Raw genomic sequence first — 22,769 nt, 5'->3', positions numbered from 1 at the left:
TTCCCGGCTACCGTGACGACGGGAAGGCGGCGTTGCGACGCCAGAGGGAAGCATGGCCAGAAAGCTTATCGTCGGCGTCGCCGTGGCGGCCGTGGCAGGATTCGCGCTTGCGTGGGCGGCGTCGCCCATTCTGGCCGCCCGGGCCCTGATCAATGCGGCCAAGGCGGGTGACACGCGCAAGATCGAGCAGCTGGTCGACTTCCCGTCGTTGCGCACCAGCCTGAAGGAAGAGCTGAATGATGAGCTGATCGCCCGCATGCGGCGCGATCCGCGCGTGGTCGAAAGCGGCCTCGGCGGGCTGGGCATGATGCTGGCGCCCATGCTGCTGTCGGGCGCGGTCGATACGCTGGTGACGCCCGAGGTGGTGGCCAACATGGTCACGACCGCCGAGGCGCCCGATCCGACCAAGCCGGGCGATCCGAACCCGGTGGACGAGCACGACGGGAACGACATCCACCAGTCGTGGGGCTATCGCAGCCTGAACGAATTCGCCGTCACCCTGACCGACCGCGACCGGCCCGACGACCATCTGGCGCTGATCATGCAGCGCCGCGGCCTGTTCGAGTGGAAGCTGGCCGCGGTTGATCTGCAGAGCGCGCCGCCGGCGCCCTAGGCCAGCGCCGCCCGCACCGCCGCCAGACCGTCTTCGGCCTTCGATCCGTCCGGGGCGCCGCCCTGGGCGAAGTCGGCCTTGCCGCCCGCACCCTGTCCGCCCATGGCGATGACGGCCGCCCGCGCCAGATCGGCGGCATTGACCTTGCCTGCCAGATCCGAGGTCGCGGCGACGGTGACCGCCGCCTTGCCGTCGGTCAGGCCGATCAGGGCGACGACGCCCGAGCCGACCTGTTTGCGGAAGTCCTCGGCCACGCCGCGCAGGCCCTTGCCGTCGACGCCGTCGAGGACGCGGGCGATCAGTTTGACGCCGTTGATCTCTTCCGGGGCGGCGTTGGCGGATGCGCCGCCACCGCCGAGGGCGAGTTGCTTCTTCAGGTCGGCGACCTGTTTCTCCAGCGCGCGGCGATCGGCGGTCAGGGACTCGACGCGGGCGGGTACGTCGGCGGGCTGGACCTTGAAGCTCTGGGCCAAGGATTTCGCGACGCCTGCCTGGGCCAGCAGATACTGGCGCGCGGCCTCGCCGGTCAGGGCCTCGATGCGGCGCACGCCGGCGGCGATGCCCGTCTCGGAGGTGATCTTGAACAGGGCAATGTCGCCCGTGCGGGCCACATGGGTGCCGCCGCACAGCTCGACCGAATAGGGCTTGTCGGCCTCGATCAGATCGCGGCCGAGGGTCAGGACGCGGACCTCGTCGCCGTATTTCTCGCCGAAGAGGGCGACGGCGCCGGCGGCGATGGCTTCCTGCGGACCCATCATCTTCGTCTCGGCGGGCAGGTTCTGGCGGATGACGGCGTTCACCTCATCCTCCATCCGGGCCAGCTCGTCCTCGGTGACGGGGGCGTTGTGGCTGAAGTCGAAACGCAGGCGCTCGGCGTCGACCATCTGGCCCTTCTGGGCCACATGACCGCCCAGCACATTGGCGAGGGCCTTGTGCAGCAGGTGGGCGGCGGAGTGGTTGGCGCGGGTGGTCAGGCGGGCGGCGGCGCTGGAGCGCAGCTGGGCGCGGGCGCCGATGGCCAGCGTGCCCGAGGTCACTTCGATACGGTGGGCGAACAGGTCGCCGGCGTGCTTCTGGACATCCAGCACCGTGGCCGAGCCCTGCTGGCCCGTGGCATCGGTCCATTCGATCTCGCCGCGGTCGCCGGCCTGGCCGCCGCCTTCGCCGTAGAAGGGGGTCTGGTCGAACAGGACCTCGGCGGTTTCGCCCGAAGCCAGTTCGTCGACCGAGGCGCCGCCGCGCACGATGGCGAGAACCTCGCCCGAACCCTCGACGGCGTCATAGCCGGTGAAGACGGTGGGTCCCAGACGGTCGCGCAGGGCCAGCCATTCGCCGGTCGAGGCCGTCTGGCCCGAACCGGTCCAATGCTCGCGGCTGCGGGCCTTCTGCTCGTTCATGGCGGCGTCGAACGCGTCGGTGTCGACGGTGAAGCCGCGGCGGCGCGCCTCGTCCTGCGTCAGGTCGAGGGGGAAGCCATAGGTGTCGTACAGGGTGAAGGCCGTCTGGCCCGACAGGACGCCGCCCTCGCCGAGGTCGCGCGACGCGTCCTCAAGCAGGCCCATGCCGCGGCCCAGCGTGGTGCGGAAACGGATCTCTTCCTGCTTCAGCGTGTCCTCGACGAAGGCCTGGGCGCGCTTCAGCTCGGGGAAGGCCTCGCCCATTTCGGAGACGAGCGTCGGCACCAGCCGGTGCATCAGCGGATCGGCGGCGCCCAGCAGGTGGGCGTGTCGCATGGCGCGGCGCATGATGCGGCGCAGGACGTAGCCGCGGCCCTCGTTCGAGGGTGTGACGCCGTCTGCGATCAGGAAGGACGACGAGCGCAGGTGGTCGGCGATGACCCGGTGGCTGGCCGCCATGTCACCGTTGGGATTGGTGCCGGTGGCGTCGGCTGAGGCCGCGATCAGGGTCTGGAACAGGTCGGTGTCGAAGACCGAATTCTTGCCCTGCAGCACCGAGGCGATCCGCTCGAGGCCCATGCCGGTGTCGACGCTGGGCTTGGGAAGGCTGCGAACGATCTGGTCGTTCTCCTTCTCGAATTGCATGAAGACGTTGTTCCAGATCTCCACGAACCGGTCGCCATCCTCGTCCGGGCTGCCGGGAGGGCCGCCGGGGACGTGGTCGCCGTAGTCCCAGAAGATCTCGGTGCAGGGACCGCACGGGCCGTTGTCGCCCATGGCCCAGAAATTGTCCGAGCCGGCGATGCGGATGATCTTGTCGTCGCCGAAGCCGGTGACCTTTTTCCAGATCGCGGCGGCCTCATCGTCATCGATGTAGACGGTGACCAGCAGGCGGTTGGGATCGAGACCGAAATCCTTGGTGACCAGCTGCCAGGCGCGATCGATCGCGTGTTCCTTGAAGTAGTCGCCGAAGGAGAAATTCCCCAACATCTCGAAGAAGGTCAGGTGCCGGGCGGTGTATCCGACGTTGTCCAGATCGTTGTGCTTGCCGCCCGCGCGAACGCATTTCTGCGAGCTGGTGGCGCGGGGGTACGGCGGGGTCGAGGCGCCGGTGAAATAGTCCTTGAACGGCACCATGCCCGCGTTGACGAACAGCAGGGTCGGGTCGTTCTGCGGCACCAGCGGGGCCGAGTGGACCTTCTCGTGCCCATCGGCGGCGAAATAGTCGAGGAAGGTCGAGCGGATCTGTTTGAGGCTGGACATGCTGGTGCGTTCGTCGGGGAGAAACGGGGAACGCGCCTCATATAGGGGTTTGGGCCTCAATGCATCACCCGCCCGTGATCGGGATGGAGGATCAGGGCGCCGTCTTGCGCAGCATCCGGGCGGCCGTGAGCGACAGGGCCACGCCGAAGAGGGCGTGGGCGAGCAGGCCGAGGGCGATGATGTCGGGCGCGGACGGAGCCGGGCGCGGGGGCGACATCGACAGGGGCACGACGATGGCGTTCATCACGCCATAGACCGTGACGCCGAAGAGCAGGCCCGACAGCACGGGCCTGCGCAGGGCTACGGGCGCCTGAAGGGCGGCGGCGATGAAGATGGCGGCGAAGATGATGGCGATAACGAAGTGGGCGATCAGGCCCAGGGTCGCCGTGTTCCAGCCGCCTTCGAACGAGGCGGGCCCCATCAGGCCGCTGGCGACGGATTGCAAGATCAGCATCGGAGTGGCGGGGCGGTAGATGACGAAAGCCATCAGGATGTCCGCCGCCCCGCCCGCGAGGCCGGCCAGGATGGCGGCGAGCGTCAGGGGCCGAAGTCTGGTCGTCATGTGTGCGCCCTCTCCAGGCGAACGGTTACGCTTCGCCCGCGGAAGGGCAAGCCCCGGCCGTCGCGCAGGTAGCACGGTTATGTGACTTGCAACTGATGGTAGGGCGAGTCCTAGCTATGGTTGCACCATGTCGTGCTTCGCATTGGAGGATGCAATGAAACTCAGGAACCTGGGCCTTGGGGTCCTGACCGCCGTCGCCGCGACGGTCGGTCTTGGCGTGGCGACAGCAACAGCCCACGTCGAATACACGTGGGTCTGGAACCAGCAGCAGTATCTGGGGATCGCCTACAGCTACACCTATTACGCCGACGCCGGGAAGACCGAGGTGCTGGGCACAGCGTACGACACCTGCACGATCAGCTACGACGAATGGTACGCCGGCCACGCCTCACACCCCTACATTCCGACACCGTACTACGATGAGGTGACCATCCACCATTGCGGCGGGATGGGACCGGAACTGCTGCCGGACTTCACCTACGGCACCTGATTGATGGATGACGCATCCGGCGGCGCGTCGCCGGGCGACGAAAAAAGGCCGCTCGACCCGGGTGGGGATCGAGCGGCCGCTCCGTCCGGCCCGGCCCGGCGGGGGTCGGATGGCGGGTCGGCGGACCCGGCCGGAGAAGTGTGTTCGGGTGACCGGAGTCCGCTGCGAAAGCCGCGGACAACCGGACACATCGGACTGCGAGCAGGCGAAACGTCCGTCGCGAACAGCGGACGCCCGGGCGGATAGACCCTAGCCCTCGAGGTCCTGACCTTCGTCGGGCTCGGGCGTGCCCAGCAGCTCCTCGGCGATCTTGGTGGTCGAGGCGCGCACGGCCTTTTCGATCGAGTCGGCGACGTCGGGATTGGCCTTGAGGAAGGCGCGCACATTCTCGCGGCCCTGACCGATCCGCTGGCTGTCTCCCCGTATCCACGGTCTGGCCGCGTCCAAATCGGAACTGGACGGCGTGGTCGAGGCCTCGTTGAAGCGCCGGCGAGTGGGATTTCTCGTGGCGCGCGGCCTATGCGTTGACCTCGCGCGGCGCCATGCTGGGCGCGCCCCCGGTGCTGGTGCTTGACGAGCCGACCAACGGCCNTCGGGCGTGCCCAGCAGCTCCTCGGCGATCTTGGTGGTCGAGGCGCGCACGGCCTTTTCGATCGAGTCGGCGACGTCGGGATTGGCCTTGAGGAAGGCGCGCACATTCTCGCGGCCCTGACCGATCCGCTGGCTGTCGTAGGAGAACCAGCTGCCCGACTTCTCGACGATGCCGGCCTTGACGCCCAGGTCGATGATCTCGCCCAGTTTCGAGATGCCCTCGCCGTACATGATGTCGAAGATGACCTCGCGGAACGGCGGGGCGACCTTGTTCTTGACCACCTTCACCCGGGTNATCTCGCCCAGTTTCGAGATGCCCTCGCCGTACATGATGTCGAAGATGACCTCGCGGAACGGCGGGGCGACCTTGTTCTTGACCACCTTCACCCGGGTCGTGTTGCCGACCACTTCCTCGCGATCCTTGATCGCGCCGGTGCGGCGGATGTCGAGGCGGACCGAGGCGTAGAATTTCAGCGCATTGCCGCCCGTCGTCGTTTCCGGCGACCCGTACATGACGCCGATCTTGTGACGGATCTGGTTGATGAACAGGACGATGCACTGCGACTTGTTGATCGAGGCGGTCAGCTTGCGCAGGGCCTGCGACATCAGGCGGGCCTGAAGGCCGGGCAGGCTGTCGCCCATCTCGCCCTCGATCTCGGCGCGGGGGGTCAGGGCGGCGACGGAGTCGACCACCACGATGTCCACGGCGCCCGAGCGCACCAGGGTGTCGACGATTTCCAGCGCCTGTTCGCCCGTGTCGGGCTGGGACACCAGCAGGTCGTCGAGGTTGACGCCCAGCTTCTGGGCGTAGCCCGGATCCAGCGCGTGTTCGGCGTCGACGAAGGCGGCGACGCCGCCGGCCTTCTGGATTTCGGCCACGGTGTGCAGGGCCAGGGTCGTCTTGCCGGAGCTTTCAGGCCCGAAGACCTCGATGACGCGACCGCGCGGAAGACCGCCGATGCCCAGGGCCATGTCGAGGCCGAGCGAGCCGGTCGACACGGACGGAATGGCCTGGGTCACGCCGCCCTTGCCGAGCTTCATGACCGAGCCCTTGCCGAAGGCGCGGTCGATCTGGGCGATCGCCGCCTCCAGAGCCCGCTGTTTGTCGCCGTCGTCCCGGGTCACCAACTTCAAATTCGCCTGAGCTGCCACCTTGCCACTCTCCCTTGCCATGATTCCCATCTGGTTCCGGGAGAGACCCGCCTGGACCCGCTCCCTGTTGAGACGCAGTTAGTACACGGTTTGTTCCGGTTGCCAATATGTTCTTTTCGGAACGTTGAAAGGGTACGACCAAATTTGACGTATAAAGTTCCGCGGCGAGTGGATGGCCGACGTAACAAGCGGACTCTCGGAGTGTCGGCTAGGGGGGCAAAGCGGACATTCGTCAGGCGGGCTTCCACCTATGCAGCAAGATGCCCATCACCAGGAAGAACCCACCTCCGCCGCCAAGCAGCATGAAGATAAACAGCGTGTTTGCCGGCGTTGAGGATTCACCCGTGTTCCTGTCGTGCATCGGCATGCCATAGGCATAATGAGCGATAGCCATAGCGCTGATGAACACCACCATCAGCGCGCCGATGATGATCCACCCGCGTGCGATCCGGAGGCGTAGGCTCGGTTGCTTTGCGAGCCCATCTAGCAGTTGCCGGGGAGTGTGTGGGGGCAGGTGCATGGCGTTCAACCTGCAAGGACAAGTCGGTGTCCGCAAGGGGTCGGGAGCGGTTACGAGACCTTCGACCGGAAGTGGACATTTCGGCGAGGCCGTTGCGGCTTGCCGGAAATTTCAGACAGGCCGGCGCCAAGCCACGATGCGGGTGGTCGAGATCTGGACCGCCTCGCCGTTCTGGTTCCGGGTCTCGGTGCGGGTGCGGATCATGCCGCGGTCGGGGCGGGAGCGGGGCGGCAGGATTTCCAGCACCTCGACGTGGACGCTGAGCGTGTCGCCGGGCCGGGTCGGGCGGGGCCAGGTGGTTTCACCGCCGGCGCCGACGAGGCCGCCGGCGAGCGGGAAGGCCTCGACCAGTAGCTTCATGGTCAGGGCCGCGGTGTGCCAGCCGCTGGCGGCCAGACCGCCGAACAGGCTGTCCTTCGCCGCCTCGTCGTCGAGGTGGAAGGGCTGGGGGTCGAACTGGCGGGCGAAGGTCTTGATCTCTTCGGCCGTGAGGGTGACGGAGCCGGAGACGAAGGTCTGGCCGATGTGGAGGTCTTCCAGATACAGGGGCGCGGTCATGCGGCGGCCACCGTTGCGGCGGGCCGGGGCTCGGCGACACGGGCCGCCCCGGACAGGGCGGCGCCGAGCAGCAGGATCGCCATCGCCCCCATCAGCAGGGGCCGCGCCGCCGCCCGCTCGGGGCTGAGCGGACGCACGAACATCAGGATCAGCAGGCCCAGCAGCACCAAGACGCCGGGCAGGTCCATGCCGATGCCGAGGAAGGTCGTATGGGCCAGACCGGCGATCCAGCCGGAGCCGAGCACGGCGGCGACAGCGACGGGCGCCAGCGCTTTCGGGCGGGTGAGGCCGGGATCGAGGAAGGCCGCGACGGCGGCGACCAGCGCAGCGAGCAGACCCGTCCAGACGAACAGGAAGGCGGCCTCGGGCGCGGCGGTCTGGGCGGCCGAGGCGACGATCAGGATCAGGCCGATCAGCCCGCTCCATCCGCCCCAGACCGAACGGGCCGACAGGGCGGGGAACAGGGACAGGCCGATGGCGATCACCGCCGCGCCGATGACGATGAGGTTCATCCCGCCGAGGACCACGGCGAGGACGGCCGCCGCCGCGATGCCGCCGGCGGCGACGCGGCGGTCGGGCCGGGTGCGCCCGCCCATCAGGGCGAGGCCGAGGGCGAGGACGGTGAGCGCGGTCCCGGCCTCCATCCACGGCAGCCGGGCCAGCAGGGTGTAGTAGGCGTCGGCGCTTTCGGCTCGCGCGGACATCGGACCGGCCAGCAGGCGGACAGCCTGGGTCAGGACCAGACCGGTCGACAGGAACCACAGGCCGTCGACCATCCCGCGGCCGACGTCGGCGAAGGTCAGGCCGGCATGGGACCGCGCTCTCCACATGGCGGCGCCGAGGGCGAGGAAGGCGAGGCCCAGCAATAGCCAGCCGGTGGCCGGGGCGTGGCCGACGATCACGCGTCCGAACAGGTCGGAGTAGACGACGTTCTGCGTCGCGGCCGGGAGGGCGCGGGCGCGCAGAAGGGCGTCGGAGGCCTCCAGCGCCTGCGCGCCGATGTGCTGGACGCTGCCCTGATCGAGCGCGTCCGGAGTCGAGGCCTCGGCGTGATACTGGGCGGGGCGGCCGATGAAGGCGAGGTTGATACCCTGGACGCCACGATCCTTGGGAATGGTGAAGTCCGTGCCGTTGGGCATCAGCTCATAGACGAAGACCGCGAGCGAGTTGGACGAGACGCCGCCGGTCGCCTTGACGGCCGTGCGGGCGAACAGGTCGATGGTCTGCGCATTGCCGCGGCCGGTCTCGAACATCATGGCGCGGCCGCCGCCGCCGCGCGCCTCCAGATTGACCACCGCGCCGATCCGGTCGCGCAGGGGATGACCGCCCCAGAAGACACGGGCGCCGTCGAGGTTCAGCTCCTCGCCGTCGGTCAGCAGGACGACGAGGGTGCGGTCGGCCGAACCGCGGGCCCGGATGGCGCGGACGGTCTCGAGAATGGCGGCGACGCCGGCCGTGTCGTCCGCGGCGCCGGCGGAGTCGGGCACGGTGTCGTAGTGGGCCATCAGGGCGACGGCGGGCAGGCGCGGATCGCGCCCGGGCAGGACGCCGATCAGATTGACCAGTTCGAGGCCGGCCGCGGATCCGCCGTTGCGCTCGATCCTCTGCACCGCCTCGGGCGACAGGGGGCCGGTCTGTGTCGAGGTCTGCAGGCCGAGCGCGGCCATGCGATCCAGAAGGACGGTCTGGACCCGGATGTGGTCCGCCGAGCCGACGGGGTGGGGCCGTTGCGCGATCTCGTGGACGTCGACCATGGCGCGTTGGGCGGAGAAGGCTGTCGCCGGCGCGTCGGCGGGAACGGGGCGGGGACTCTGCAGGGTGGGCACCGCGATCAGCAACGCCAGCGCCAGTGATCCGCCAAGCCAGAGCAGCCGCATAGGTCATCCTCCCCGATGAAAGGCCACGCTAGCGGGCTATGGCGGGTTCGTCATCCTTCAGCGATGGAGCGAAGACCGGCTGCGGCCCACAGCGGCGGACGGGGGGCGGCCCGGCATCCGGAATATTGCATTTCAGAGTTCGCGGAAGCCGGAGTAGCGTCACATGAACATGCCCGGGGAGGGGCGCATCATGTCTCGCATTGTGGTTCTTGGCCTGACCGTCCTCGTCCTTGCGGCCTGCAAGCCTGCGGATCAGACGGCGCAGCCAGAGGCTGCTGCGCCGGTCGCGGCGACAAGCGCTCCGCAGCCTTCCGCTTCGGTATCATGGGAGGCTATGCAGGACCGCTATCGGCAGGTCGAGGTTGCGCCGTCCGACCCGTTGGAAGCTCTGGAGCGGCGTGCCGTTTTGTGTGCTCACTATTCGGGGGAGTTCGGAGGGGACGGTTCCGAACGCGACCAATGGCTGAACACGCAAATGGACGAGCTTCGATGCGGAGACGAACTGATCGCCGAGGCCCGCGCCATGCGTGACGCCCGTTCAGGTGAGCCCGGTGTCATCGCCCGGCTCGACACCGTCCTCGGGGCGTTTGAATAGCGCGATCGCGTCCCCGCCTGCTCCAGCGGATAGCGCGGGAAGGCGCAGGGCGGCGCGGCTGGTCGCCCTACTCGTCCTTCGGCGCCCAGGAGCCGGCTGCATGGGCGGCCGTGACTGCGTCGATGATCGCCGGTGAGACGCCGAAGCGTCGCATCTCTTCCGCAGTGAGGGTGGCGGTGTCGGCGCAGGCCTGGGCCACGTGGGCGAACTCGGGATTGAACGACACTCCGCCGTTCTGCGCGTCCAGCCAGACCTTGAACGTCTTGCTCTCAAGGGCGTCGGTCGACCACAGCTCGGCGCAATCTGTCAGATGCTCGCGGTCCGTCGAGGCCAGAGCCTTTGCGCTGTACCAGGCTGACAGGGCGGGGGAGTAGACGCCGGGCACATAGTCCGCCGGCATTTCGTCCATCTCGACGCGCGCCAGCTCCAGCCCGGGCGAGACCGCGACCCAGTCGACAGCCCGGCCGGTCGCCAGATCATAGGTGATGGCGGTCTGGTCGAAGCTGGGGTGCGCCGCGCCCTGGCAGGCGTACTCCTGGGTGATCATGAAGCTGACGAAGTCGGGGCCCGTCATCGGCTGGCTGACGCTTCGGCTGTACCCGCCGTCACCCTCGTCGCAGCCCTCGGCCTTGGCCGCCGTGTCCCGGAGGTCGAGGTCGGCGTTGATCGCCGCGATGGCCGCGCCCTCGCCGACCAGCCGGGGCAGGGCGCCGACGTTCTGCGCCAGATCCGGCCGGGCCTCGAAGGTAACGGGCGCGGTTTCAGCGCCTGTGGCGATCGGGGCCTGATTGCAGGCTGTAAGGCCCAGCAGCAGCGCAGCCATGGCCGCGCAGGCAGTCGTCTTCATGTTGGGTCCCCGCCGAGAAATCAGCGTTCACCCTGCACGGGTCTGCGACCGCGCGCCAGTACTGAACGAAGCGGCGTGCGGTCAGGCGGCGCGGCGCAGGGCGGCGGGGGATTTGACGAACAGGCCCTTGCGGCCGGCCACGGCGCGGAAGGCGATGCTGTCGCCGTCCGGCTGTTCTTCGGGGCCGAGGAACAGGCAGCCGTCGTCGACGAGGCGGCGTTCCAGATTGTCGAACATGTCGCGGCGGCGCGCCGGGTCGGCGTCCCCCAGCACATGACGGCAGAAGATGACGTCGAAGCGATGATCGTCGGTCGGGGCGTCGGCGAGGTTGGCGCGGGCGAAATGGACGGTGGCCCGCAGCTCGGCCTTGGCGATCCAGGCATCCTCGGCCTGATCGAACCAGCGCAGCATGGTCTCGGCCCTGAGCCCGCGCTGGATCTCGAAACCGGTGTAGGCGCCCGATCGCGCCTTTTCGAGCGCGCGCTGGGACAGGTCGGTGGCGATGATCTCGACGGGGACGTGGGCTTCCTGCGCGGCGATGGCGAGGGACCAGGCTTCCTGACCGGTGGAGCAGCCCGCGGACCAGACACGCACGGGTTGGCCTGCGCGGGCCTTGCCCAGGGCCGGCAGCAGGTCCTGCGCCAGGGTGTCGAAGCTGGTGCGGTCGCGGCGGAACCAGGTCTCGGGGTTCAGCAGGGCCTCGATCACGGCCCAGCCGAGCGAGGCGACCGGCTTGGCCCACAGGGTGGCGAGCATGACGTCGACGCTCTCGAAGCCCTCGCGCCGGGCGACGGGGCCCAGACGGTGTTCGGCCAGTTTCATCCGGTCGCGCGTCAGCCTGAACCCCGCGCGCGAGGCCATCAGATTCTGAAGGCGATCGAAGTCGTCAGGCGTCATGGCGGTGTCAGACGGCCCCCACTTCGGCGAATTTGGAGGTCAGGATCTCGCCGTCGAACGGCTTCATCACATAGTCGTCGGCGCCGGCGGACAGGGCCTCGGCGATGCGTTCAGCGCGGGTCTCGATGGTGCAGAACAGGACTTTGGGGGCCTTGCCGCCGGGCAGGGCGCGCAAGCGGCGCAGGAAGGTCATGCCGTCCATGACGGGCATGGACCAGTCCAGCAGGATGACTTCGGGAATCACGCCGGCGCAGAAGGCCAGCGCCTCGGAGCCGTCCGCGGCCTCGTCGACTTCGAAGCCGAGTCCCTCGACGATGCGGCGCGCGACCTTCCGGATGATCCGGCTGTCGTCGACGATCAGACAGGTTCTGGGGGTCAAGGTCGGGTTCCGATTCAGCGCCGCACAACGCCCGCGTGTGCGCGCATCTATAGTCGCCCCGAGCCGGTTAACGAGTCCTTGGGAAACCGGCTTAAGGGTCAGTTAGGCATGCGAACGGTGAGGATAACGCGGCCTTCTTCGGTCCGGACGTCCAGCGAGCCGCCGGCGTCGTGGGCGGTGAGCCACAGCCAGTACGGTTGAATCCACTGGCCCGGCAGGCCCTCGCTGAGGGGCTGTCCGGCCAGACCGGCGACGGCCTCGCCCTTGAGGCGGGCGCGGTTTCCCTCTGCGTTTCCCTCGATGATCAGATCGCCGTCGTCGCGGCGGGTCGAGACGGTGGCGGTTCCGCCGGACGGCAGGGCGGCCATGGTCAGATAGGCCAGGTTCACCAGCGCCCGCGACTGGGCCTTGGAATAGCTGGCGTCCTCGGCGGTCCAGCTCAGCGTCGCGCGGCCGCCCTCGGTCAGGCCCGCCACCAGTTCGCCCAGCTCGGCGCCCGAGAAGCGTTCGGCGGAGGTCGCGGCGCCGAAGGCCACGCGGGCGAAGGAGACCAGGGCGACCATCTTCTTCGCGCTGGCCTCGATCAGGCCCATGGCGTCGTCGCGCATGTCCTGGGCCGACGGGTCCTTCAGCAGGTCGAGGCCGGAGGTTATCGCGCCGGCCGGGCTGATGAAGTCGTGGCACAGCTTTCCCGCGATCAGAGCGGCCAGGGCCTGTCCGTCAGGAAGAGCCTGCCCGTCGGGCAGGGTGGTTGAGGTGTCGGTCATAGGGCCCCGGGGCAACAGTCGGATATCGCGCCCGACGCTGACCTGATTTGCCGGTTCGCGAAACCGCCCGGATGCTCTAATGCCGCGCGATGATCAAACGACTGACCGCCGACCTGAAGTCCGGCGCCCTGACCGAGTCCCTGGCCGACATCGCCGAGGACGCCGCCCGCGTTATCCTGCCCTACTGGCGCAGCGGCGTGGTGGCCGAGACCAAGGCTGACGACAGCCCCGTGACCCAGGCGGACAAGGAGGCCGAGGCGCTGATCCTGGCCCGGCTGGAGGCGCTGTATCCGGGCGTCCAGACCGTCGCTGAAGAGGCCGTGGCCGCCGACGGCGCGCCGACCGAGACCGCCGAGTGGTTCTGGCTGATCGATCCGCTGGACGGCACGCGCGGCTTCGTCGAGGGACGCGAAAGCTTCACCGTCAACATCGCCCTGATCCACAAGGGCGCGCCTGTGGCGGGTGTGGTCACGGCCCCGGCCACGGCCACGACCTGGCGCAGCGGCCCGACGAAAGGCGGCGCCTTCCGCCGTCGCTTCGGTGAAGGCTGGCAGGCGATCAAGGTGCGCAACCGGCCCGCCTCTCCCATGGCCGTGATGAGCCACAGCATGACCGACGCCGAGGCCGAGCGCCTCGCCTCGCGCCACGGCTGCGTGCAGTGGCAGGGGACGGATTCCTCGCTGAAATTCTGTCTGATCGCCGAGGGACGGTTCGACGCCTATCCGCGGACCGGCCCGACGTCCGAGTGGGACACGGCGGCGGGACAGGCGGTGCTGGAAGCCGCCGGTGGACGCGTCATGGGCGAGGACGGCCAGCCGTTGCGCTACGGCAAGTCATGCTTCGCCAACGGCGGGTTCGTCGCTCTGGGCGGCTAGCCTCAGGGGCTGACCTTTTCCGGCAGGGCCAGCATGGCCCGTTCAAGCAGGACAGGCGCGCCGCATTCGCGGGCGGTTTCCATGGCCTCGGCCAGCATCAGGCCGATCGCCCGGGGCTCGATACCCATCAGCCGGCCCTTGGCCATGGCCAGCCGCGCCATGCCGATCTGGTCGGAGGCCCAGTCGATCGGCTGAGAGGTGCGGGCCGTCAGGCGCTGGTGCACGGTTTTCTCGAGCGTGAACAGGGCGGCGATGTCGCCCACGTCCTCGGCCAGATCGACTTCCGTCGCCAGTCGCCGTTCGCGGGCCAGCGCGCCCAGCACCAGACCGGGCTCGCGCGTCAGGGCCTCGGCCTGGGCCAGCAAGGCCAGCGGTGTTTGCCCCGGCGTCTGGACCAGCTGGACGGCGACCCAGTCCAGCGGACTGTGATCGGGGGTGAACTGGTCAGCGGCGGCCTCGAACAGGGCGCGCCCCTGCTCGGCGGCGGCGTCGTTGCGCGCCAGTCTGGCCAGAGCCATGAGACCGGCGCCGGCCAGAGAGAGGGCGCGGGCCCGGGTCATGGGGCGATAGTCGGGCGAGGCGGACTCGACCAGCGCGCGCAGGTCACGGCCCGCCTGATCCAGCAACCGGGCGTCGCGACGGGCCACGCCCGCCTCGAGCGAAAGCGCGGCGCGGTCCAGCCTCAGGTCGTCGCCCATGACCGGCGTCAGACCGCGGGCGCCGTGCAGGGCGGCGTCCAGCAGGGCGGCGGCGTCGAGCATGGCGGACGGTTCGCCGGACAGGCGCGCGCGTCGGGCGGTCAGCCGGGCGTGGAGTGCGGCTGCAGTCGAGCGGGTCACCGGATGCTCGACGGTCAGGGACTGCACGTCAGCCAGGGCCGCGGTCAGCTTCTCGGGGCCGCCGAAAAGGTCGAAGCCCAGCAGGTGGATTTCGCCGGCCTCGATGGCGGCGGCCGCGGTCTGGTCAGGCGTTGTGGCGTGCCGGGCGGCGTCCGAGGCGGAGGAGCCCGCCCGTTCCAGGCTGGTGCGACGGCCCGTGCGCCGTGCGTGCTCGCGCCACAGGGCGGAGGCGCGCATCCATCCGGCGAAGGGGCGAGTACAGGACACGCGGCCGGCGTCGATCGTCTCGCGCCGGGCCTCGGCCTCGACCAGATCGGCGCCGATGAGTTCCAGCCAGCCGAGGTCGTCGCTCTCGCGCGCCTTGTCGAACAGCTTTCTCAAATCCCGGCCGAATTCGAACATGGCTTCAGGCGCTCCGGTCGTCCCGCTTCGGGACCAAAACGCGTCCCGGAGCTGCACGATGCAAACGCAGAGCCGCCCTTACGGTTCTGTCCGGCTCAATCGCGCGCATAGCGGCGGAAGCGATTCCGGGCCGAATGGACGCGATTGTCAGTGGGGTCGGCCTCAAGGGCGCGGCCAAGGTAGCCCTGCGCAAGGTCGAACTGCCGTGTCCGTTCGGCCGGGTCCGACGCGTCGGACCCGCGTTCGATGGCGATGTCCGCCATCAGGAGAAGGCCCTCGACATTGTCCTGCTGCAGTTCGAGCGCGCGCGTCAGCGCCGCCTCGGCGGCCGCCGGGTCTCCCCAGCGAGTTTCCGCGCGGCCGAGGCCGACAAGGGCGAGCGGGTCGTCGGGGAAGCGCGCGGCCCCGGCCTGGAGCGTCGCCAGCAGCGCGGGGCCGTCGATCTGGTCGGGCGTGCGCGAGCGGGCGTTGATCATGGGCAAAAGGACCACGTCCGCCGCGGGAGACAGGGTCGTGACCGTGATGACGGGATCGATGGGGGGCATGTCGAGCTTGGCGTAGCCGAGACGCCCGCGCACATGGGCGCGAAGCTGGGCGGTCAGCTGCTCGGGGGTCATCGAATAGATCGCCTGCCAGGCTTCGACGGGATCCTGGCCCCGGTTCACCGCGGTAACATAGGCGGACAGGCTCCGGATCCGGGTGGCGTCGGATAGCAGCCAGTGGGTCAGGGCCCATGACTGGGCGTAGTACATGCCCCGGCCCGTCGCGCTGTCGATCCCGAGGGAGCCATCGGCCCGCAGCACGGCGTTCATCGGCAGCCAGCTGTTCTGCGCCAGGGCGTACAGGCGGCCGCGGTCGGGCAGGCCGAAGGATGCGGCCCCGCGCTCGGTCACCGTGGCCGTGGCGAAATATTCGGCGAAGCCTTCGCGGAACCAGCCCGGGTACTGCATGTCGCCGGCCCGGGCCATGACGTGGTGGCTGTACTCGTGGAGCAGCAGGTCATCGCTTTCGCCCCGCACCAGCACGGCGAAGGTGTCGAGATCGTTGCTGGAGTAGTAGCCGGCGATCCCTGTCGGCAGACCGGGGACGGCGACCCGCAACGCCCGGGCGTCGGACACAAGATAGACGGGCAGCCTGCGCGCCTCCGCCTGCGCCCCGCCGAAGCGGGCCGTCAGGAGCGCGTCGAACCGCTCCAGCTTGGCCGTGTATTCACGCAGGTTCCGCTCGGAGCCGTCGCTGTAGACGACGAAATGCTGGCTCTCGGCGCGGCGCCATTCGGCGAGGGCCGTCGCGGGCGTCAGGGCCAGCAGCAGCAGGGCGAGCGAAAGGCGATGGATGGATGGCAGCGACATGGATTCCCCCGAATGCCCGTCACCCTAAGCCCGGTTCCCGTGGTCGGGTCCAGCCTCAGGTTGCTGCGCGCCCGCAACTTCCGGGCTGCGGGACGCTGTATCCACAGCGAATGATCAGTTCGCCGACGCCGGAGCCGTTTCGGACCCGCCCCCCGTCCCGGCGCGGACCTCGGCGATGCGGTCGAGGATGCGCTGGAGCCGCTCCGGGGTCTCGGCGCCGTGCGGGTCGTTGGCGATCGGCTGGATGACCTGTTCCGCTTCATCCGCGAGGCCGTGAGCCAGCATCGCCTCGGCGGTCACCGCACGATTGCTCGCGACCTCCGGCGCGATGGCGACCGCGCGGCGCCACAGTTCGACGTCGTTTTCCGTCGGGTAGTCCGGCGTGAAGCGCCGGCTGTAGGCGATGTTCTGATAGACCCGGTTGTCGCCCGGGTCCGCCGCATAGGCCCGCGCCAGGAAGCCGCGCGCCTGACGGTACAGGCGTTCACGCTCTTCCGGATCGGTCAGTTTGTCCCCGGCCGTGATCCGCGCGTCGGACATCAGCAACAGCAGTTCGGGATTGGCCGGGTCCGCGTCGAGCAGGGGCATGACGGCGCGTTCGGCCGCGGCCGGATCACCCCAGCGCAGTTCGACCCGCGCCAGCATCATTTGCGCGAGAGGATCACCCGGTCGGCGCGTCGCCGCCTCTCGCGCCTTGGCCAGCATGTCCGGTCCCTGGTTGGCCGGACCGCCGTCGCGGGCGTTCAGATCCAGCAGCAGGACGTCGTCGGCGCTGTCGGGCAGGCGCGTCATCGTCAGGGACGGCGTCTCGCCGGGGAGGTCCATTTCGGCATAGCGCGGACCGGCGTCGAGATAGGCCCTGAGGGTGCGCTCCAATTGTCGGGAGTCCATATCGAAATTAGCCTGCAGAGCGGCTTCGGGCGTCATGCCGCGGCCCGTATCGCCGAGATAGGCCTGCATGCGTTGACGCCGGTCGGGGTCGGTCAGCGTCCAGTGCATCAGCAGCCATGACTGGGCGTAGAAGGCGTAGTGGTTATCGCTCTTCTCGCGCTCATACCGCCCGGTGAGGACCTGCTCCATCGGCAGCCACGGGCGGTTTATAAGGGCCCAGACCCGCATCCGGCTGCTCTTGCCCACAGTGGCGCGCCCGTTCGGGGTCACGGTCGCAGTCATGAAGAACTCGGCGAAACCTTCCCGGAACCAGGCCGGATAGACGCCCGGAAAATTGCGGAACATGAAGTGGTGGGCGTACTCGTGGCGCAGGAATTCGTCCCCGTCCCCCCGGATCGCAACGGCGCGGACGTCGCGGAAATTGGCTGTGTAGAACCCTGCGGTCCCGTCGCCGACGCCGGGAGAGACAACCGCCAGGTCGCGCCGGTAGCGCAGGACATAGACGGGCAGCTTTCGCTCGCCCTCGGGGTCGGGCAGGGCGAAATAGGTGCGCATCAGCTGGTCGATACGCTCCAGCGCGATGGCGTCCTCGCGCAGATCACGATCAAAGGCGTCGCTATGGACGATGAAATGCCGTGTCTCGGCCTTGCGCCAGTCGGCGTGGGCCAGTCCCGGGACGGCGGTGACCGCGATGACCATCAGGCCGACCCGAAGGCCAGGGGACACGCTACGCAAGACGCTCATCGATTTCCCTCATGCAACCGAACGCAGATAGCCGGTCTCCATGACAGGTTGTCCAGAGGCGTCAGCCGCGTTCCTTGGTCCGACGTAGCCGGTCTCCCAGCTCGACTTGGCCAGGAAGACCGGGTCGTCGTCGATGTCGCGGGCCATCTGGCCGCGGTATTTGCCCATGAAGTCCTCGAGATCGGCCCTGGTCCCGCCGATCCAGCGCGCCTCGGCCCAGGGCGAGGGTTCGAAAATCACCTCCAGCCCGTATTCCTCGCCCAGACGGTCGGCCATGACCTCGAACTGCAGCTGGCCGACGGCGCCGACGATGAAGTCGCTGCCCATCTCGGGGCGGAACAGCTGGGTGACGCCTTCCTCGGCCAGGCCGTCCAGCGCCTTCTTCAGGTGTTTGGCCTTGAGCGGATCCTTGACCCGGACGCGCTGCAGGATTTCGGGGGCGAAGTTGGGCAGGCCGGCGAAGCGGATCAGGCCGGTCTCGGACAGGCTGTCGCCCACGCGCAGGACGCCGTGGTTCGGAATGCCGATTACGTCGCCGGCGTAGGCGTCCTCGGCCAGTTCGCGGTCCGAGGCGAAGAACATGATAGGGGCGTTCACCGACAGCTGTTTGCCCGTGTTCTGGACCTTCAGCTTCATGCCGCGCTGGAACTTGCCCGAGGCCATGCGGAACATGGCGATGCGGTCGCGGTGGTTGGGGTCCATGTTCGCCTGGACCTTGAAGACGAAGCCGGTGACCTCGGCCTCGCCCGGCTCGACGGTCAGGGCGACGGGGTCGGCGGCGTTGCGGGTTCCAGCGGGCGGGCCCTTCTGGGCCTTCATCACCTTGGGCGGCGGGGCCCATTCGCCGATGGCGGCCAGCAGCTCGTCGATGCCGAAATGGCGCAGGGCCGAACCCCAGAGCACGGGGGTCATATGGCCTTCGAGGAAGGACTGGCGATCGAACGCGGGGTAACCGCCCTCGACCAGTTCCTGCGCGTCCAGAAGCGCCTGGTGTTCGCCCTCTTCGAAATATTGCGCGGCGTCGGCCAGCGGCAGGGCCTCCGGGTGCGGGACATCCTCGGCCGAACCGGCGGGCTTGCGGGCGTAGGGCTGGAACCGACCGGTGCCCATCTCGACCATGCCGCGCAGGCGGTTGCCGCTCTCGGCCGGCCACCAGATGGGGGCCGGGTCCAGCTGCAGGCGGCTGGCGATCTCGTCCAGCAGGGCCATCGGATCCTGGGCCTCGCGGTCCAGCTTGTTGATGAAGGTGATGATCGGGATGTCGCGCAGACGGCAGACCTCGAACAGCTTCAGCGTCTGCGGTTCGATGCCCTTGGCCGCGTCCAGCACCATGATGGCGCAGTCGGCGGCGGTCAGGGTGCGGTAGGTGTCTTCCGAGAAGTCCTCGTGCCCGGGCGTATCGAGCAGGTTGAACATCTTGCCGTCGTGCTCGAACGTCATGACCGAGGCGCTGACCGAGATGCCGCGCTCCTTCTCGATCTTCATCCAGTCGGACTGGGTGCGGCGGTTCTCGCCGCGCGCGCGCACGGCGCCAGCCGCACGGATGGCTCCGCCGGCCAGCAGGATGTGCTCGGTCAGCGTGGTCTTGCCGGCGTCAGGGTGCGCGATGATGGCGAAGGTCCTGCGGCGCAGGGCTTCGTCTTGCAGGGTCAGTTTCGACATGTTCGATCCGTTGGGCCGCGCGAGTTAGCGCGTCGGGCGGCTCAAGTCACGTCGGACGCGCCACGGGCTCGGGCGCGGGCGACGGCTGGGGCGCCGAATCCTCGGGCGGCGCATCCTCGGGAGGCGGCGCGTCCTGCGGTGCAGGCGCGGGTTCGGGCTCGGCCGGGAGAGCGCTTTCCTCGGCCGCGGCCTCGAGCTCGTCATCGCCCAGCGGGGGCTGGCCGGCGCGGGCGCGCTCGAGCAGGGTCTGCGCCGCCGTGGCGGCCGAACCGCCGTGCGGTGAGTTGGCCAGGGGGCCGAGCAGGGCGATCGCACCGTCGAATTCACCGGCCTGCATCATGGCGCTGGCGTAGCCCAGCCGGATGCCGGACAGCTGCGGCGCGGCCTGATAGGCCAGGTCCCAGGTCGTCAGATCGTTGGCGTTCGGATAGCCCCTCGCCGTCTGGCGCGTCCGGGCCAGCAGCCACAGGGTGTAGTAGTTCCTTTCGTCAACCGCGAAGGCCCGGGCCAGGTAGCCGCGCCCGCGCGCCAGCAGGGGAATGGACTCGTCTGGCCGTTCCTCGGCCAACTTCGAGAAGCGGGTCGCCATCAGCTGCAGCGCCTCGACATTTTCGGGCTCCCGTTCGAGCAGCCGCGTCAGCACGGCCTCTCCTGCGTCGGGATCGCCGAAATGCAGTTCGGCGTGGCCGAGTTGAAGCATGGCGAAGGGGTCGTCCGGATGGCGCGCCGCCAGTCGGCGTATGAGCGCCGCGGTCGCGGCCCTCTGGTCTTCCGCGACGCCGACCTTGAGCCTCTGCCCCAGCAGCAGGAGATCGTCCGCCGACCGCGGAAGGGTGGTCACGGTGATCTGTGGTTCGGGGAAGTCGAGCGTGTAACGCGTAAGCGTGATCCGCCGGTAGCGCTGGAGCGCCCGGCGCAGGTCGGCCAGCGACATCCCCGTGGCCCGTTCCATCGCCTGAACCGGGTCACCCCCGGCCTCAACGTCGCGGATATAGGCGCTCAGCTGGGCCCGCCGGGTCTCGTCGCTCATCATGTAGTGGGTCAGCAGCCAGGCCACCGGATAGTAGGTTTCGCGGTTCTCGTTCCGTCCCACCTCGCCGGGGCGTTTGCTCAGCAGCTTGTCCAGCGGCAGCCATGACGCGTTGAAGAGCCAGTAGACCCGGTTCTCGTTGAACCCCCCGATGTCGACCGAGTCCTCCTTCACCTTCGCGGTCATGAAATACTCGGCCAGTCCTTCCACCAGCCAGCCGGGCAGATTGGCCGCGCCGGCCTCGAAGCTGAAGTGGTGGAAATATTCGTGCAGCAGGTAGTCCTGGTCGGAGTCCGAGAAGGCGGCGGCGAAAATGTCTTCGCCCACGGGGAAATATTGCCCGGCGACATTGTCACCGAGACGGGAATTGATCTGGGCCAGACCGGCGCGGCCCGAGACCAGATAGATCGGCAACTTGCGGGACGGCGCCTCGCCGATCGGCAGGTTCATCCTGCGGCGAAGGGTGTAGTCGTATATTTCGAGCGCCCGGACGTAACGGCGCAGAACGCTTTCGCTGCCTTGCGAATAGACGATGAAACGGTCGCTCTCGGCGCGCCGCCATTCCGCGGCCGCTGGTCCGGCCAGGGCCAGCGCCAGAAGCAATCCCGCAAACAGAGCCCTGAACCCGGCCATCATCTCTTTTCCGTGCAACTTGAGGGCGTATGGGTATGCCATGCTGTCGGCACGGCCAAGGGGCGTTTCGACAACCTCTCGCTTCCGTGAGTCACCCGAAAGCCGGCTTTCATCCGCCCTGGGCGGCCGATTGCTCCTCTTCATCGGCCGGCGCCTCCTCGACCGGCGCCACGGCCTGACCCATAGCCGCCTGGGCGGAGGCAATCAGCGTCCTGGCGCGCCGCGCCCATGAGCCACCATGGGGATTGTTCGCCACCGGCCGGACCATGGAGATGGCCTCGGCGTGAAGACCGCGCGCCATATAGGCCTGGCCAAGCCGCATCCGCATGTCGAAGGACTGCGGGGCCAGCGTCGTTCCGGTCTCCAGCGTCGTGATGTCGTTGTCGGACGGGTAGCCCCGTTCGCCCTTCCGGCTTTCGTTAAGCGCCCGGTAAATCCGGTAGTCCAGCGGGTCCGCGTCGAGCGCGCGGGCGAGATAGGTGAGGGCTTCTCGCCGGTGTCCCGTGGCCTGGGCCGGGTCAGTTTCGGATTCGGTCTGGTCCAGCAGAAGCTCGGCCGCGAGGCGCAGGATTTCCGGATCGGCCTGGTCGGCGGTCAACGAGGGTTCAAGCAGTTCGAAGCCGGCGCGTGCATTGCCCTCAAGCCGATGCGCGCGGGCCTTCACGAGAAGCCCGATGCGCTCATCCCGATGACGCTCGCCAGCCGCGAGCGCATCTTGAATCAACTTGGCGCGGGCCTCGGCGCTCTCACGCCGTTCCTCTTCGCGACGGGCGCGGGCCCGCTCGGTTTCGCCTTCCTTGGCTTCGTCGGGTTCGACCTTCACCGGTTCGCGGTCCAGCCGCAGGTCCAGCCAGGCCAGTTCGCTCTCGGCCGGCGAGAGCCGGGTGATCTCCACCGCTGGCGTCGGCAACTCGATCTGGGGGGTGTGAACCTGGATGGATCCGGTCAGATACAGCCGCATGTCGGTCTGCAGTTGCTCGGGCGTCCGGCCGGTCGCCGCCTGCATCGCGACGACGGAGTCCTCGCCGCGAGAGACGGCCTGGAGGTATCGGCCCAGCATGCGGGTGCGCTCGGGCGTGCTCATGAAATAGTGCGTCAGGCCCCATGCCTGGGCGTAGTAGTCGCCGGCGCGATATCGCCCTGAGTCGGATATGCGCCATTTCAGCACATCGGCCATCGGGGCCCAGCTGTTCACCGGCTGCTGCACGAACATGAGCATCCGGCCCTCGCTGTGGCGACCGAACTGGATCCGGTTGGGGCGAATGTCGATGGTCGAGTAATATTCAGCAAAACCCTCCACGAACCACGAGGGATAGGCCGTCGCCGTCATCTGGAACATGAAGTGATGGCCGTATTCGTGGAACATCACATGATCGCCCATCGAGCTCTCGGTGTTGACCACGGCGTGAATGCGGCTGCTGTTCGGGGCGTAGAAGCCGCCGACGGAGGCGCTGATGTCCGGTTCGGCTTGCAGCATCCCGCGACGGCCTTCGGCGAGATAGATGTCCAGCTTCGGGATCTCGTGGTCGACCCGGATCGGATAGTAGGTGCGAAGGAAGGCGTCGAAGCGCTCGACCTTGTCGGCGTATGCGCGCAATGCGCGTTCGCTTGTGTCGCCGTAAATAACGAAATGGTCGGTTTCGGCCCTGAGCCACTGCTGCGCGTGCGCCGGCGACGCGGCGACAAACGTCAGCGACAGCGCGGCGGCGGCCGCGCGGATACAACCGGTAAAGAACACAGAAAACCCCCCTCGATGCGGAGGACAGCTAACCTTGGGCTGAACCCAAGTTCAAGCGTGATTGCAATCCGGCAACAATAACCCCTCGCCAAAAA

The 22,769-nt window shown here is 68.5% G+C and carries 20 protein-coding genes and 3 pseudogenes; 4 read left to right on the top strand and 19 right to left on the bottom strand.

Features of this window, described 5'->3' with window-relative positions; translation table 11 throughout:
• Nucleotides 1-52 precede the first annotated feature (52 nt).
• Nucleotides 53-613: a DUF2939 domain-containing protein gene (locus ASD25_RS15015; RefSeq protein WP_056618313.1), complete on the top strand. Its 561-nt coding sequence runs from the start codon at nt 53-55 to the stop codon at nt 611-613.
• Here the strand turns inward: ASD25_RS15015 and alaS are convergent.
• Both alaS and ASD25_RS15005 read right to left on the bottom strand, forming a co-directional pair.
• Nucleotides 610-3,273 carry an alanine--tRNA ligase gene (alaS, locus tag ASD25_RS15010; protein ID WP_056618308.1) on the bottom strand — a complete coding sequence of 888 codons (2,664 nt, stop codon included), beginning with the start codon at nt 3,271-3,273 and terminating at the stop codon, nt 610-612. The two genes, ASD25_RS15015 and alaS, sit on opposite strands and share 4 nt — an antisense overlap.
• Nucleotides 3,274-3,364: 91 nt before the next feature.
• On the bottom strand, nt 3,365-3,835 hold the full coding sequence (locus ASD25_RS15005; RefSeq protein ID WP_056618307.1) for a hypothetical protein: 471 nt from the start codon (nt 3,833-3,835) through the stop codon (nt 3,365-3,367).
• 154 nt (nt 3,836-3,989) lie between these two features.
• Here ASD25_RS15005 and ASD25_RS15000 point away from each other — a divergent pair, with 154 nt between their 5' ends.
• Nucleotides 3,990-4,325 carry a hypothetical protein gene (locus ASD25_RS15000; protein ID WP_056618304.1) on the top strand — a complete coding sequence of 112 codons (336 nt, stop codon included), beginning with the start codon at nt 3,990-3,992 and terminating at the stop codon, nt 4,323-4,325.
• A gap of 249 nt (nt 4,326-4,574) precedes the next feature.
• On the opposite strand, the pseudogene ASD25_RS30505 reads toward ASD25_RS15000, so the two are convergent.
• The 7 genes and pseudogenes from ASD25_RS30505 to ASD25_RS14980 all read right to left on the bottom strand — a co-directional run.
• Nucleotides 4,575-4,742, bottom strand: a pseudogene (locus tag ASD25_RS30505) (DNA recombination/repair protein RecA); the annotation flags it as partial.
• A gap of 175 nt (nt 4,743-4,917) precedes the next feature.
• Nucleotides 4,918-5,129, bottom strand: a pseudogene (locus ASD25_RS32030) (DNA recombination/repair protein RecA); the annotation flags it as partial.
• A 9-nt stretch (nt 5,130-5,138) separates the two neighbouring features.
• Nucleotides 5,139-5,210: pseudogene (locus ASD25_RS33220) on the bottom strand (hypothetical protein); the annotation flags it as partial.
• A 1-nt stretch (nt 5,211) separates the two neighbouring features.
• Nucleotides 5,212-6,068: recombinase RecA (gene recA / locus ASD25_RS14995; protein ID WP_235562742.1), on the bottom strand; the 857-nt coding region annotated here is incomplete at its 3' end.
• A 232-nt stretch (nt 6,069-6,300) separates the two neighbouring features.
• Entirely contained in the window at nt 6,301-6,588 is a 288-nt protein-coding gene (locus ASD25_RS14990) for an LPXTG cell wall anchor domain-containing protein (protein ID WP_056618303.1), read from the bottom strand.
• A 111-nt stretch (nt 6,589-6,699) separates the two neighbouring features.
• Nucleotides 6,700-7,146, bottom strand: a complete 447-nt coding sequence (locus tag ASD25_RS14985; RefSeq protein ID WP_056618300.1) for a MaoC family dehydratase — start codon at nt 7,144-7,146, stop codon at nt 6,700-6,702.
• The gene (locus ASD25_RS14980) at nt 7,143-9,023 is read right to left on the bottom strand and encodes a M20/M25/M40 family metallo-hydrolase (protein WP_056618298.1); all 1,881 of its coding nucleotides are present in this window, start codon (nt 9,021-9,023) and stop codon (nt 7,143-7,145) included. The genes ASD25_RS14985 and ASD25_RS14980 overlap by 4 nt, the downstream gene beginning before the upstream one ends.
• A gap of 163 nt (nt 9,024-9,186) precedes the next feature.
• Between ASD25_RS14980 and ASD25_RS14975 the strand changes: the two genes are divergently transcribed.
• A complete protein-coding gene (locus ASD25_RS14975; RefSeq protein WP_056618296.1) occupies nt 9,187-9,618 on the top strand; it encodes a hypothetical protein in 432 nt (143 codons plus the stop codon).
• A 67-nt stretch (nt 9,619-9,685) separates the two neighbouring features.
• Here ASD25_RS14975 and ASD25_RS14970 read toward each other — a convergent pair whose 3' ends face one another.
• The 4 genes from ASD25_RS14970 to chpT all read right to left on the bottom strand — a co-directional run bounded on the left by ASD25_RS14970 (nt 9,686) and on the right by chpT (nt 12,508).
• Entirely contained in the window at nt 9,686-10,465 is a 780-nt protein-coding gene (locus tag ASD25_RS14970; protein ID WP_056618295.1) for a hypothetical protein, read from the bottom strand.
• An 81-nt stretch (nt 10,466-10,546) separates the two neighbouring features.
• The gene (locus ASD25_RS14965) at nt 10,547-11,362 is read right to left on the bottom strand and encodes a protein-glutamate O-methyltransferase CheR (protein ID WP_056618293.1); all 816 of its coding nucleotides are present in this window, start codon (nt 11,360-11,362) and stop codon (nt 10,547-10,549) included.
• A 7-nt stretch (nt 11,363-11,369) separates the two neighbouring features.
• Complete coding sequence (locus ASD25_RS14960) at nt 11,370-11,741, bottom strand: PleD family two-component system response regulator (protein WP_056618291.1); 372 nt, start codon at nt 11,739-11,741, stop codon at nt 11,370-11,372.
• 98 nt (nt 11,742-11,839) lie between these two features.
• Complete coding sequence (gene chpT / locus ASD25_RS14955) at nt 11,840-12,508, bottom strand: histidine phosphotransferase ChpT (RefSeq protein ID WP_056618290.1); 669 nt, start codon at nt 12,506-12,508, stop codon at nt 11,840-11,842.
• Nucleotides 12,509-12,597: 89 nt separating this feature from the next.
• On the opposite strand from chpT, the gene cysQ reads away from it, so the two are divergent.
• Nucleotides 12,598-13,383, top strand: coding sequence for a 3'(2'),5'-bisphosphate nucleotidase CysQ (cysQ, locus tag ASD25_RS14950; protein ID WP_056618289.1), 786 nt, complete (start codon nt 12,598-12,600; stop codon nt 13,381-13,383).
• A 2-nt stretch (nt 13,384-13,385) separates the two neighbouring features.
• On the opposite strand, the gene ASD25_RS14945 is transcribed toward cysQ, so the two are convergent.
• From ASD25_RS14945 to ASD25_RS14920, 6 genes are all read right to left on the bottom strand, one after another.
• Nucleotides 13,386-14,624 (bottom strand): hypothetical protein, encoded by a 1,239-nt coding sequence (locus ASD25_RS14945; protein WP_056618287.1) that lies wholly within the window; start codon nt 14,622-14,624, stop codon nt 13,386-13,388.
• Nucleotides 14,625-14,719: 95 nt separating this feature from the next.
• Nucleotides 14,720-15,976 (bottom strand): DUF1570 domain-containing protein, encoded by a 1,257-nt coding sequence (locus ASD25_RS14940; protein ID WP_056618282.1) that lies wholly within the window; start codon nt 15,974-15,976, stop codon nt 14,720-14,722.
• Nucleotides 15,977-16,090: 114 nt separating this feature from the next.
• Nucleotides 16,091-17,593: a hypothetical protein gene (locus ASD25_RS14935; RefSeq protein ID WP_056618281.1), complete on the bottom strand. Its 1,503-nt coding sequence runs from the start codon at nt 17,591-17,593 to the stop codon at nt 16,091-16,093.
• A gap of 27 nt (nt 17,594-17,620) precedes the next feature.
• Nucleotides 17,621-19,273 carry a peptide chain release factor 3 gene (locus ASD25_RS14930; protein ID WP_082572431.1) on the bottom strand — a complete coding sequence of 551 codons (1,653 nt, stop codon included), beginning with the start codon at nt 19,271-19,273 and terminating at the stop codon, nt 17,621-17,623.
• Between the two features lie 46 nt (nt 19,274-19,319).
• Nucleotides 19,320-20,936, bottom strand: a complete 1,617-nt coding sequence (locus ASD25_RS14925; RefSeq protein WP_162252083.1) for a tetratricopeptide repeat protein — start codon at nt 20,934-20,936, stop codon at nt 19,320-19,322.
• A gap of 109 nt (nt 20,937-21,045) precedes the next feature.
• Complete coding sequence (locus ASD25_RS14920) at nt 21,046-22,674, bottom strand: DUF1570 domain-containing protein (protein ID WP_056618275.1); 1,629 nt, start codon at nt 22,672-22,674, stop codon at nt 21,046-21,048.
• Between the last annotated feature and the right edge of the window lie 95 nt (nt 22,675-22,769).

This window comes from Brevundimonas sp. Root1423 (assembly GCF_001426805.1).
This window is presented reverse-complemented; position numbering and strand designations above follow the sequence as displayed.

Bases quoted from the DNA above. Each gene is read 5' to 3' on its own strand.
- ASD25_RS14980 (WP_056618298.1), bottom strand. From the start codon at position 9,023: ATGCGGCTGCTCTGGCTTGGCGGATCACTGGCGCTGGCGTTGCTGATC.
- ASD25_RS14930 (WP_082572431.1), bottom strand. From the start codon at position 19,273: ATGTCGAAACTGACCCTGCAAGACGAAGCCCTGCGCCGCAGGACCTTC.
- ASD25_RS14985 (WP_056618300.1), bottom strand. From the start codon at position 7,146: ATGACCGCGCCCCTGTATCTGGAAGACCTCCACATCGGCCAGACCTTC.
- alaS (WP_056618308.1), bottom strand. From the start codon at position 3,273: ATGTCCAGCCTCAAACAGATCCGCTCGACCTTCCTCGACTATTTCGCC.
- ASD25_RS14975 (WP_056618296.1), top strand. From the start codon at position 9,187: ATGAACATGCCCGGGGAGGGGCGCATCATGTCTCGCATTGTGGTTCTT.
- ASD25_RS15000 (WP_056618304.1), top strand. From the start codon at position 3,990: ATGAAACTCAGGAACCTGGGCCTTGGGGTCCTGACCGCCGTCGCCGCG.
- ASD25_RS15015 (WP_056618313.1), top strand. From the start codon at position 53: ATGGCCAGAAAGCTTATCGTCGGCGTCGCCGTGGCGGCCGTGGCAGGA.
- chpT (WP_056618290.1), bottom strand. From the start codon at position 12,508: ATGACCGACACCTCAACCACCCTGCCCGACGGGCAGGCTCTTCCTGAC.
- ASD25_RS14925 (WP_162252083.1), bottom strand. From the start codon at position 20,936: ATGGCCGGGTTCAGGGCTCTGTTTGCGGGATTGCTTCTGGCGCTGGCC.
- ASD25_RS14965 (WP_056618293.1), bottom strand. From the start codon at position 11,362: ATGACGCCTGACGACTTCGATCGCCTTCAGAATCTGATGGCCTCGCGC.
- cysQ (WP_056618289.1), top strand. From the start codon at position 12,598: ATGATCAAACGACTGACCGCCGACCTGAAGTCCGGCGCCCTGACCGAG.
- ASD25_RS15005 (WP_056618307.1), bottom strand. From the start codon at position 3,835: ATGACGACCAGACTTCGGCCCCTGACGCTCGCCGCCATCCTGGCCGGC.
- ASD25_RS14940 (WP_056618282.1), bottom strand. From the start codon at position 15,976: ATGTCGCTGCCATCCATCCATCGCCTTTCGCTCGCCCTGCTGCTGCTG.
- ASD25_RS14945 (WP_056618287.1), bottom strand. From the start codon at position 14,624: ATGTTCGAATTCGGCCGGGATTTGAGAAAGCTGTTCGACAAGGCGCGC.
- ASD25_RS14990 (WP_056618303.1), bottom strand. From the start codon at position 6,588: ATGCACCTGCCCCCACACACTCCCCGGCAACTGCTAGATGGGCTCGCA.
- ASD25_RS14970 (WP_056618295.1), bottom strand. From the start codon at position 10,465: ATGAAGACGACTGCCTGCGCGGCCATGGCTGCGCTGCTGCTGGGCCTT.